1 protein-coding gene is annotated in these 259 nt (G+C 37.8%); it reads right to left on the bottom strand.

From position 1 onward, the window contains the following. Window positions 1–259: type I restriction enzyme subunit R domain-containing protein (locus AC3II9_RS21980; RefSeq protein ID WP_489158844.1), on the bottom strand; the 259-nt coding region annotated here is incomplete at both ends.

The raw sequence follows: 259 nt of genomic DNA, 5'->3' as shown, positions 1-259 counted from the left end.
CGCTAATGACATCATGAATGGCTCCTTTCAGATCTTTCGGATCAAAATTCTCTAACCCTGCACCTGAATACATTTGCAGAGCTTCATCTAATTTTGATAACAACCCACGATAATCAATAATAAGTCCGTAGTCTTTTCCTTCGTATAGTCTATTTACCCTGGCGATTGCTTGTAAGAGCGTATGTTCTTTCATTGGTTTATCAATATATAAAATCGAAGCCCTTGGAGCATCAAAACCTGTCAGTAGTGTATCTACTAC

This window comes from Lysinibacillus sp. RU7, from assembly GCF_057837305.1.
This window is presented reverse-complemented; position numbering and strand designations above follow the sequence as displayed.